8 protein-coding genes are annotated in these 11,644 nt (G+C 44.2%); 6 read left to right on the top strand and 2 right to left on the bottom strand.

Annotated elements, in window-relative coordinates; translation table 11 throughout:
* Positions 1–36: 36 nt before the first annotated feature.
* Together MHB71_RS10695 and MHB71_RS10690 are read left to right on the top strand one after the other, a co-directional pair.
* Positions 37–831, top strand: a complete 795-nt coding sequence (locus MHB71_RS10695) for an SDR family NAD(P)-dependent oxidoreductase (RefSeq protein WP_036670836.1) — start codon at positions 37–39, stop codon at positions 829–831.
* A 186-nt stretch (positions 832–1,017) separates the two neighbouring features.
* Entirely contained in the window at positions 1,018–3,837 is a 2,820-nt protein-coding gene (locus tag MHB71_RS10690; protein WP_340029548.1) for a glycoside hydrolase family 2 TIM barrel-domain containing protein, read from the top strand.
* 106 nt (positions 3,838–3,943) lie between these two features.
* On the opposite strand, the gene MHB71_RS10685 is transcribed toward MHB71_RS10690, so the two are convergent.
* Together MHB71_RS10685 and MHB71_RS10680 are read right to left on the bottom strand one after the other, a co-directional pair.
* A complete protein-coding gene (locus MHB71_RS10685) occupies positions 3,944–5,317 on the bottom strand; it encodes a sugar phosphate nucleotidyltransferase (protein ID WP_340029547.1) in 1,374 nt (457 codons plus the stop codon).
* Between the two features lie 17 nt (positions 5,318–5,334).
* Positions 5,335–6,144, bottom strand: coding sequence for a DUF6492 family protein (locus tag MHB71_RS10680; RefSeq protein WP_340029546.1), 810 nt, complete (start codon positions 6,142–6,144; stop codon positions 5,335–5,337).
* Positions 6,145–6,346: 202 nt separating this feature from the next.
* Here MHB71_RS10680 and MHB71_RS10675 point away from each other — a divergent pair, with 202 nt between their 5' ends.
* From MHB71_RS10675 to MHB71_RS10660, 4 genes are all read left to right on the top strand, one after another.
* Positions 6,347–7,111 carry a YheC/YheD family protein gene (locus MHB71_RS10675; protein ID WP_036608114.1) on the top strand — a complete coding sequence of 255 codons (765 nt, stop codon included), beginning with the start codon at positions 6,347–6,349 and terminating at the stop codon, positions 7,109–7,111.
* A 197-nt stretch (positions 7,112–7,308) separates the two neighbouring features.
* The gene (locus MHB71_RS10670) at positions 7,309–8,049 is read left to right on the top strand and encodes a LytTR family DNA-binding domain-containing protein (protein WP_091030735.1); all 741 of its coding nucleotides are present in this window, start codon (positions 7,309–7,311) and stop codon (positions 8,047–8,049) included.
* Position 8,050: 1 nt separating this feature from the next.
* On the top strand, positions 8,051–9,349 hold the full coding sequence (locus MHB71_RS10665; protein WP_340029545.1) for a GHKL domain-containing protein: 1,299 nt from the start codon (positions 8,051–8,053) through the stop codon (positions 9,347–9,349).
* Positions 9,350–9,459: 110 nt separating this feature from the next.
* Positions 9,460–11,511, top strand: coding sequence for a serine hydrolase domain-containing protein (locus MHB71_RS10660; protein ID WP_340029544.1), 2,052 nt, complete (start codon positions 9,460–9,462; stop codon positions 11,509–11,511).
* Positions 11,512–11,644: the final 133 nt, after the last annotated feature.

The following is an 11,644-nucleotide window of genomic DNA, read 5'->3' as shown; positions in this document are numbered from 1 at the left end:
TGCCGGATAGTTTTAATCATGAAGGAGAAATGCAGGATGGATATGGGACTAAAAGAGAAAACAGCCTTAGTTACAGGATCAACAAAAGGAATCGGTAAAGCAATAGCTTTTGAGCTCGCTCGAGAAGGTGTTCATGTTCTGATTAATGGACGTAATGATGAAGAGGTGGAACGAACCGTTCGTGAAATCAAGTCCACTTTTCCGGAGACCTCTCCGCAAAAGGCTACGGCTGATCTTGTGGATCTGGCGCAACGCCAAGCTTTATTCGAGAAATTTCCTGAAGTTGATATATTAATCAATAACATGGGGATATATGAAATCATGAGTTATGAAGACATAAATGATGAAGTGTGGGAGAAATATTTCCGTACTAATGTACTTGCTGCCAATGGCTTGTCCCAATTTTATTTACCTAAAATGGTGAAGAACAATGACGGACGTATTATTTTCATTGCAAGTGAAGAAGCCCTTATGCCTTCAGGCCAGATGCCTCAGTATTGCATGACCAAGTCAATGCTGCTGTCATTATCCAAAAGTTTGTCCAAACTGACAGCAGGAACCGAGGTTACGATCAATACGATCCTGCCAGGTCCAACACTGTCCGAAAACGTACAAGAAATCATTGAGGGCATATACCCTGATGAGGCACTGACTTTTGAGGAAAAAGAGAAAGACTTTATGAAGAGTAATCTGCCACAGTCCGAATTACAGCGATTCATCAAGCCAAGTGAAATAGGCAGACTCGCTGCATTTGTATGCAGCCCATATGCTTCAGCCTTCAGAGGCTCTCCCATCCGGATGGACGGGGGCATGGTTCCCACCATATTTTAAAATTGTTCAGGATACAGGATATCTATCCATAAGATGTCGCCAGCATTGGCGACTTTTTTATTTGTAAATGATCTATGCGAGGGCGTCAATCGAGTTTATAATACAGGTATGTTTTTCGAAAACGATTTCTATTCATTGGAAGCGATTACTTTTATCGATTATATGAATCTAAAAGGGGACACTATCATGATAGAAGCAATAAATCTGGAAGGCATATGGAAACTCCAACTTGATGAACATAAGGCGGAACGTGGTCTGAATTTCTCAGACGTTATTACATTGCCAAATACTACATCTCATGCGGCCAAGGGCAAGAAAAACGAGAATGTGTTAATCGGTGCGCTGACGGATGAGTACTTATTTGAGGGTTATGCCTGGTTTTCACGAGAGATTGAAATTCCCGAACACTTGGCTGGAAAATGTTGCTTCTTGCATCTGGAACGAACACGAGTAACCACAGTTTGGATCGATGGGGTGGAATGCGGAACACAAAACAGTCTGAACACACCTCACCGTTACGAGATTGAGGCAGGGCTAACCGCTGGGACTCATACAATTACCATTCGAGTGGACAATACCAATTATCCAACCAAAGGGGGTCACCTTACATCCGAAGACACACAGACGAATTGGAACGGCATCACAGGGAAATTGGAACTTCAATTTTTCGAGCGTGTTTTCCTGGATAATGTTCAGGTCTATCCCGATCTTGCGACTCGATCTTTCGATATCAAGGCAGCACTTGTTGGTGACCTGCAAGAAGTACGAATCGTGGTTTCAGCTGTTGCAGTCAGTGCAGATCCGGTGTATACGACCGAGGAACAGATTTTCGCCCCGAATTCGCAGGAAATCCAGCTGACGTACAAGATTGGTGAAGATGCTATGTTATGGAGTGATGATGAACCTAACCTGTACCAACTTCACATTCAACTGCAAGATCAGGACGGCGAAGTGCTGGATTCCACCGAAGTATGGACGGGATTACGGGAATTCCGGGCTGCCGGAGACAAATTCACTATTAATGGTCGCAAAACGTTTCTTCGAGGCAAACATGACGGGCTGATCTTTCCGCTCACGGGATACGCGCCAACAGATGTGGATGAATGGGTTCGTATTCTCGCTATCTCCAAGTCCTACGGTATCAATCACTACCGTTTCCATACCTGTTGTCCTCCGGAGGCTGCTTTTATTGCAGCGGATCTGCTCGGCATCTACATGGAGCCTGAGCTTCCGTTCTGGGGAACCATTACGGATGAATCTTCGGATGGGCATAATCAAGGCGAGCAGGATTACTTGATTAGCGAAGGATTTGCGATGCTGCGTGCTTTTGGTAATCATCCTTCGTTTGTCATGATGTCCATGGGGAATGAACTATGGGGAAGCAAGGACAGATTGAATTCGATCCTGAAGGCATACAAAGCATATGATCATCGTCATCTATACACCGAAGGTTCGAATAACTTTCAGTTTGTGCCGGACATTCTGGAGGAAAGTGAATTCTTCTGCGGGGTTCGTTTCTCCAAAGAGCGCCTGTTCAGAGGTTCATATGCGATGTGTGATGCTCCGCTCGGTCACGTGCAGACCGACCTGCCAAATACATTGAAAGATTACGATTCAAACATTGTACCTGAGCAAGGCAGCGATGCTGACCCTTCTGGTCAGACTGGGGACAAAGAGATTCAGATTCAGTATGGGACAGGTTCCAAAACAGTGCAGGCCGAAGCTGGAAGTGACCAACTTGTCTCACACGTACCAATCATCTCGCATGAAATTGGACAGTACGCCACGTTTCCTAATTTCGAAGAGATCAACAAGTATACGGGTTCTCTCAAAGCCAAGAATTTCGAAGTGTTTCGAGAGCGTCTGAATGCCAAAGGACTGGGACATCTGGCGGAAGCATACTTCAGAGCTTCTGGTAAACTCGCGGTCGCATGTTACAAGGAAGAACTGGAAGCTGCTTTTCGTTCGCAGCAACTAGCCGGGTTCCAGCTGCTGGATCTCCAGGATTTCAGTGGTCAGGGAACAGCGCTGGTGGGTGTACTGGACGCATTCATGGATTCCAAAGGCATGATTACACCGGAGGAGTGGAGAACGTTTTGTTCCGACGCTGTGTTGTTGGCGAGATTCCCCAAATATAATTATCAAGCGGGTGAATTGTTCGAAGCACGCATTGAACTAAGTTACTTCCGCAGACAGGCATTGGACGGACGTCATCTGAAGTGGGAAATTCAAAGCGAGCAGATCGAAGGAAGCGTCCTATTGGAAGGGAAAGCAGACCTGCCAGCGACCCATGGAGAACATTATGTGAATGTCGCGGATCTCAGCATTCGCATTCCTGAAGTCTCCAATATGACCAAAGTGGAGCTTAGACTGTCCATTCCGGGCACGGATATCCGTAAGTCTTACGACCTGTGGATCTACCCGAGTCAGGAGGAAGTGGACCTGAGCGGTTTGAATCTATTTACCGAACTCTCGGAACAGGCGTTGGCGCTGCTTGAGCAGGGCGAGGATATTTTACTTTTCCCGAATCCCAATCAGCTTCAACACGCGATCCAAGGTTTCTATAGCACCGATTTCTGGTCTTACCCTATGTTCCGATCCATCTCGGAGAATATGAAAAGAGAAGTTCCTGTGGGCACAATGGGCTTGTTAATTCAACAGGATCATCCGGCCTTCGAACATTTTGTCACAGAGGAGCACTCAACTTATCCGTGGTGGAGCATCGTGTCCGAGTCGTCATCGATCATCTTGGATGAGTTGGATAAAGACTTGAATCCGATCGTGCAGACCATTGACAATTTTGAGCGAAACCACAAGCTCGGCCTGTTGATGGAGTGTCGGGTCCGGAAGGGGAGAGTGCTGATGGGAGCGCTGAATCTGGAGCGTCTGATGACTACATTGGAGGGCAGACAGCTGTTGTACAGCTTCCAGCGTTATGTACAAAGTTCCGCTTACCAGCCAGTTGCACGTCTGGAAGTAGAGGAACTTCGCAAGTTGTTTAACTAAGATATAGGGAGAAGAAGTGTCAGGTTTCCCTTCATTATGCCAATGAGCCCCTTCCGCGAATGGAAGGGGCTATAAGACACGCAGATTGAATCGGTTCATTCTCTCATTATGCGTTAAATGAACCTGCACTTTTTAGGATTACATTCCAATCTTTTTCTTCAAAAAGTATGTTGTCTTTCTCCTCTGTTACTCCGATCCGGACCTCAAGGATCACCATCCTGGTCTCAGCCAGAATAGAAAAGAGACTCTCCTTGGTAATCGCGAACTGATTGCCCATACTCACTTGCATGACCTTTCCGTTGACAAGCATTTGCCCACTGCCTGCAAGCACGGTCCATGCTCTACACCCAGTTCTATGCCAGTTCAACCCGATATGTTTGCCCGGTAGAACCGTTATGTTTAATGTGGTTACAGTTGTATTCTCATCGTCTAACGAACTCTCAATGACACGATAACTGCCCCAGGTTGCTTCACCATACATCGGTTTTAATGGCAAGTTACCCAATTGAGCTTTAATTTCATTTGAATTATTTTTGTTGGCAATGAGAATGCCATCCGGACTTGCGGCAGCGATAATACCTGGCACGCCAATGACTTGGATGGGGTAGGAAAGCTCGTTAATAATATAGGAATCGGAGGAAGAACCCGAGATTCCGCCATGTCCGATTACATGGGTATCTAACTGTGCGCACAGCGTATCCCAGCTTCCGATATCCTGCCATACTCCCTTATAAGGCAGGACTACGGCCCGCTGTGCCTTTTCTGCAACATGCTTGTCAAAACTGCGTTCAGGCAACGCTTCATACAAGGACGACAATTGATCATAATGAACCGGAAGCCCCATTTTTTTAATATGGGATATCATAAACGCGACGGTGAACGCGTACACACCGCAGTTCCATAGTGCCCCACGTTGTAGCAGCGTTTCAGCAATGGAGGCTTCAGGTTTTTCTATAAATTGTGTTATGGGCGCATAAGCATTACGTTCTTCCCCACCCGGCAGGATGTATCCATACTGTTCTGAAGCATGTGTAGGCCTTGTCCCAATTAAAGCGATTTCGGCTTGAGAATGTTTCAATATGTCCGGCAGTAATTGGAAGTTGCTGAAAAAATCTTCACCTGCGAACACATCAGCTGGCGCGATACAGATCACATCGTCATCTTTGGCCATTCGGAAGGATTGCAGATATAACGTCGCTAAGGCCGCCGCAGTAAAAGTGCCTCGTTTATAAGGTTCCCCAATGACTGGTATTTTGCCTTGAGTATGTCGTGCCGTAATATTAGCCTGATCTTGATGTGAAATAATGAGTGTTGAATCCGTTAGGGATGAACTGTCAAGCTGGCGGCATACTCTGCTGATCATGGATTCCCTACCTCCAGCGGGTGATGGAAGTATATCTATGAACAGCTTGGAGCGAAGCTCATTGGATAACGGCCAGAGCCTTTTGCCAGAGCCGCCGCACAGCATTACGATATGCATGGGCTTCCTCCTTAAGCTCAGGGAGCTTTACTATAGATTTTCCGTTTATGAAAGGAAAGAGAACGATATTTAAGAGCCAGGTTGCGGATTTGTTGCTCTTTTAACGAAGAAGCGTTCACATTCAGACTTTTATTCTTGGAACTTCTAAGGACCATGCTGCCTGGGTTTTTCGTATACATAAAATTGGCATACGTTTCATACTCGGAGAAACCAAACTGCTTTTTCTTATTGATATTGGAGATGATGGCTTTGTACCATGGCAGTTTATGAACCGCTTCAATTTTCTGTTTTAAGGCAGCGAGTTTTGATTTGTCGAACAGCATATAATGGGTGACAAAAGAGCGGGGGCGCGGAGCTTTCATGCCTAACAACTTGCGGTAGGTATTGAAATATTCCGGCTGGCTCCAGTCACGGCAGTAAAAGACTGTTTTGCCTTCTACAAGAAATGAATGAGGTTTAATCAGTACGGTATCTGCATCCATGACTAGAAAGTACTTTGCCTTCACAATGGAATCTCCGTTCATTTTGAGCAGCTGCTGATATAACCAGCCTGACCGATTCCATCGGGAGGACTGGTAGTGTATGTCGTTTTTGGTTATAGGCAGGACGGATAACTCATTAACAAAAATGCAGTTTTTAAGGGAACAGAGTTTTCTGATCTTGGTGCTGACCGGAGAAACAATATATATGCTTCCAATGGGATGTTTTACATAACGGCGAATGTTATCGATGACGAGGGGAAGGGTAGCCAAATCTTTCTCGATCGCTGGTATAAGAACATCAATCTTAGGCGCATTATTCAACCGGATTCCAGGCTGGACGGACATCTACTCATCTCCTTGCACAAATCGTGATGACTCATTATATGGTATGTGTGCAAAAGTGTTTTGGTCAGGGCATGTGCAAATATACATTTTTACGAATAGGGGCTTTTGTTGAGGGTTCCTTTATCGGTATTACATATAATGCTTGCAGGATCTTGATCAAACAGCAGGCTTTGATGCGGTTGCTGAAGGGAGAGTTTACGACATGGGAGTTGATAAGTTGCAGCCGTTAAGAAGCAAGTGGTTAAAAACAAAATTGATCATTAATAATGAATTAATTAAACCATTTATCCCCGACACACAGAAATATAACAAAACGAATCTGAAATCCATGATCAGCAAATATGGAATGGTCTATGTCAAACCCGAGAGAGGTACTTTCGGGATGGGTGTTATTAAGGCAGAGAGGGAAAGTCAGCAACATTTTGTCTATCAGATCGAGCAAAAACGCCTGACGTTTGACAGTTTTGAATCGTTTTATAACAGTCTGACTCGTCTGGTGAATAAAAGAAGTTATCTGATTCAGAGAGGAATCCATCTGCTTAAGCACAATAACAGACGTTTTGACATCCGTGTCATGATACAGCTAAGCCCGACTAAACATTGGGAAGCTACCGGAATCATCGGGCGACTGGGTCATCCAAAGAAAATCGTAACCAATTATCATAGTGGTGGTACACCGATGGATATTCACAAGCTGCTAAAATCACATGCATCCACCAAACGCAGAAATGAACTGATTCAAGAGATGAATGAGCTTAGCCTGCGCATAGCTCGTCATATGAAAAAAAAGTACCCGCATCTTAAGCAAATTGGTGTGGATATCGGCCTTGACCACAGTCTGAAACCCTGGATTATTGAAGTAAATGTCAAACCTGACCCATATATATTCAATCAATTAAAGGACAAGACGATGTATCGCAAGGTAATACGATATTACCGCCATGCTTTCCCCAAAAAAACAAAATAACAGACTGGACTTTTCATAGGAATGCTGGAGAAGGTTACAAGCTCAAGAGTCGCCAATGTGGCGACTTTTTTTGTTGATCTGCGTTTTAGGGTCGGAATAATGCATTTCATCCCAATTCGACTCCGAAACCTATGCTAAAATAGTATATTCGAGAGTGAAATTCAGAGTCGATGTCGATGAAAGGCGGATGTTCCCCCATGTTCAATATTGCAATCTGTGATGATGAGGAGCAGCAACGAGAACGTGTGAAATCCATGCTGGTCTCCTTATCTCTAAAAACCAATTTTGATTTTCAAATTAGCCTATTCACATCTGGTGAACAACTGCTCTCACACTACAGAGAGGTTGGGGATACATTCAATATTCTCATCTTGGATGTGGAGATGGGCGGAATGAACGGGATTCAGACCGCTAAAGAGATCAGGAACATGAAGTTTCTGGATGTACAGATTATGTTTCTGACCAGTTACCCGGAATATATGGTGGAGAGCTTTGATGTCATCACCTTTCAATATCTGATCAAGCCAATCCAGCCGCAAGTTTTCGAGGAAAAGATGATTAAGCTGTGTCAATATTTTCAAGCATTGGACAAAAAGTATGTACTAATCAAATCAGACTATGATGAATTGCTGCTGAAATATGATGATATTCTCTGGATTGAGGTCGTCAAAAGTTTAACAATCAAGAACAAGTTGAATTTTGTGACACAGGAAAATGTACATGAGACCAAAGGCATTTTATCCAGTTATGCTACCGGTTTGAAAGACCATGGTTTCTTGCAGATTCATCGCTCGATTATCATCAACCTGATGCATGTTCAGAAGTTTTCCGGTACCCAGGTCGTTATGTTGAATGGAACGGAACTGCCCATAGGTCGATCCAAGGTCAAAGAAATCAAGGATGCTTACACCAAATATATGATCATGAGGATTCAATGATATGGGTACCTATATGATCTTTTCCATCATTTTTGTGACCTTACTTATGGCATTTCAGGCGAATTTTTATTTTGATTCTGTGTTGGGCAAGTCCAGACGAAAGCCGCGCAGAGCGATCTATTTCATGGTATTTCTCATGTTGGGTTATTTTTATTTGGTCTCTTCCTTCTCTGATATCATTTCTACTGCTGTTGCTCTGCTGTTAATCTTCAGTCTGGCACAGTCCTATGAAGTGGAGTTCAAAATCAAACTTGTTTTTACCATCCTGTATGCGGTTCTGATTACTATGGCAAATACGATAGCTGTATATATTCTCGGAGTTTTGGAATCCACAGAATTCATTTCATGGGAACAGTTCAACGGAGAAAACCACTGGATTCTCTCCAAGGTGATGCTGGTTGGTTGCAGTATCATGTTCATTGTTATTCAAATTGTACGTTTAGTGGCTAAACGCAGAAGTTTTGCCGTGCATTATCGTTATTATTTGCTGTTTCTCATCGTACCCATTATTACGATCTATCAGATCAATGTGGCCTCCATATATAGTGAAAAAAACATATTCTACGTCTTTTCCCTACTAGGCTCTCTATTTCTCAACGTGTTCATTGTATATGTATTCGATAATATGGTGGAAAAGGTACAGCTTGCGCATGAAAATACCCAGTTACAGCGTCAGATGGACTACCAGGATGCCAACTATGAGAAGACCGTTCACAGTTTCAAAAACATTAAATCCATCATCCATGATATCAATCAGCAATTTCTGTATATTGATGAATGTATCCAGCGTAACGAACTGGCAGCGGCAGGTGACCATATCAAGTCAACATTAAATACCATTGAAGGTGCGTACCAGCGGGTGAACTCCGGCAATCTGGTCATTGATGCACTCGTTACAAATACCTTGGCTATGGGGCAGGCAAACGGGATCAAAATCGACACCAAAATCCAGCTCCACTCACAACATATTCAGATCGATCGGTACGATCTGTGTGTGGTGCTGGGTAACATGCTCGATAACGCAATTGAGGCCTCCAAGAAGGTTAGACAGGCTGAGGATCGATATATCCTGATTGCCATTCACTCCACATCATCTACACTGGTCATCCAGATTATGAATCATGTGGAGCAACCGATCGTTGACTTGAAAAGTGACAAGCCCAATCCGGAGTACCATGGGATCGGTCTAACCAATATATCGCGAATGTGCGAGAAATATGGTGGACATATGAGTATTGAGCATCAGCATCGGAAATTTAACAACATGGTCGTGCTTCCGTTCCACACCGACAATCCCTGAACCTGCCGTTCAGGGGTTGTTTTTTTCCATTCAGGGTCCGTTTGCGTTTGATCAGTCTCTTCCCGGATATGATGAATTCATTCATAAGAACATTTGAGGGAGGACATAGGATGAAGAAACTAATTAGTCTTTTATGTACAGCGGTGCTTGTAATTACACCGCTGGCAGATGTCAGAGCAGAGGCGAATAACAGCGGTACGATTGAGGCACGGGCGGAGCAGATCGCCAAGGAGATGGTGCAAAACTACGGTGTCACCAGTGTGCAATATGCGATCATGGATGAAGGGGAATATATTTTATCAGATAGTGTCGGATTGCACGATAAGGCATCACAGAAGCCAATAGACAAGGATAGCATGTATGGCATAGGCTCGGTTAGCAAAATGGTTGTTACGGCAGCCGCCATGAAGCTGGTTGATTCCGGTAAAATAGATCTGGATGAGCCGCTTACTTCGTATATCAAAGACTTTAAAATGGCAGATGCGCGCTATACTCAAATCACACCGCGCATGTTGATGAATCATTCATCCGGTCTTTACGGTACACATTATGGAAACAGCATGTTGTTTGAAGATAATGACACCCGCAATCATGATGAGTTATTGCTCAAACTTCAGTCCGAAAAACTGAAATCCAAACCTGGCGCATACTCCGTCTACGCCAATGACGGTTTTCAATTGCTTGAAATTCTGGTTGAACGGGTGAGTGGATTAAGCTACAGCGAATATATCGCCAAGTTCATCAGCGAGCCGTTGAAGTTGGAATCAACGAAGACACCACTAGATTCCTTTGACAGAGCGCAATTATCCGAAACCTATTGGCCTACACTTGAGATGAAGATGCCTACCGAAAATGCAAACATTATCGGCACAGGCGGAGTGTACTCTACCGCAGAAGAATTGAGTCAATTCGGAGAGGTTTTAATGGGGAACAGACCGGATATTCTGTCCGAATCTGCTGTGAAGGCCATGCAATCTCATGAATATCGTAAGGGCATATGGGTATCTGATGAGCAAAATACGATCAATTATGGCTTGGGATGGGATTCGGTTGACCTTGCACCTTTCAGCGATTATGGGGTTACCGCGCTTGCCAAAGGCGGGGATACCATGTTGTACCACGCCGTGTTAATCACTATACCCGAACATGATATTTCAATGGCGGTTCTATCATCTGGCGGATCTTCCATCTACAATCAGATGTTTGCCAGCAAAGTGCTGCTGGAAGTTCTGGCGGATCAAGGCATCATCGACAAGGTTAAACCCGATCAGACCTTCTCGTCACCCGACAAAGTGAAGATGCCAACAGAATTAAGCGCGTACTCCGGTCTCTATGGTACGGTAGGAGAGACATTGGATATAACGATTAAGGATGGTGAGATGCAACTGCCAGCCTTGTTGGGTGGAATTATTCCAGAGCAGAAATATGTGTACACAGGCGACGAACATTTTACAAGTGCGGATGGCAGTGTGAAAGCTAGTTTTGTGAAGGAACGTAATGACAAGGTGTATGTTAAAGTTCAAGGCATGATAACGTTACCCGGCATAGGTCAAACGGTAATGAACACGTATGATTATCAAAAACTGGATCATAATGCGCTTGACGCAGCAACGAAAGAGAAATGGACAGCTCGTGACGGCTTGAAATATTACGCATTGGATGAAAAAATAACATCGATCTTTTATCTGCTTCCATCGATGCTGATCAAGAACCTGTCTGTTGACGCCAAAAATGGCTATGCTAATGGCACGCAAATCATGGATGCAAACAACGCAGAGAATATCGCCGAGATTCCTGTAATGAACGGAAGAGACGCGTTTGATCTGCAATTTTACACAAAGAATGGCGCCGAGATTCTTCTCCAGGATGGGCAGGAATACATTGCCGAGGATGCGATTACTCCCATCTTTGGTGGAAAAAAAGGAATTACGACTATTCCGGCAAACGGTCAAGCCCGGTGGTATGCGATCGATGCCCGATCGGGTAACAAATCCATCACGGTGGATTCTCCGAAGACCGGAGGTTATGCAGTGTATAATGATAAAGGGGAAATGGTTGACTTCTCTGTAGCAACCAATCAGGAATCGACGAAACTCCCGAAAAGTGGTTTTATCGTTTTTGGTGGGGACTCCGGTGATGTATTCCAGATCCAACTAAAGTAAAGCAGAAACTTCATTAATGAGTCACGTTCGCAACTTATCACCGAAAAAATACAGTTATCAAGAAGTCGCCTGGTGGCGGCTTTTTTGATATTTTATTTGAATAATTTAACAATACGGTAACTATTTGGACCCA

Origin of the sequence: Paenibacillus sp. FSL H7-0940 (genome assembly GCF_037979415.1) — a bacterium.
Lineage (GTDB): Bacteria > Bacillota > Bacilli > Paenibacillales > Paenibacillaceae > Paenibacillus > Paenibacillus amylolyticus.
Note: the sequence above shows the minus strand (reverse complement) of the source record. Positions and strands in the feature narration are given on the sequence as shown.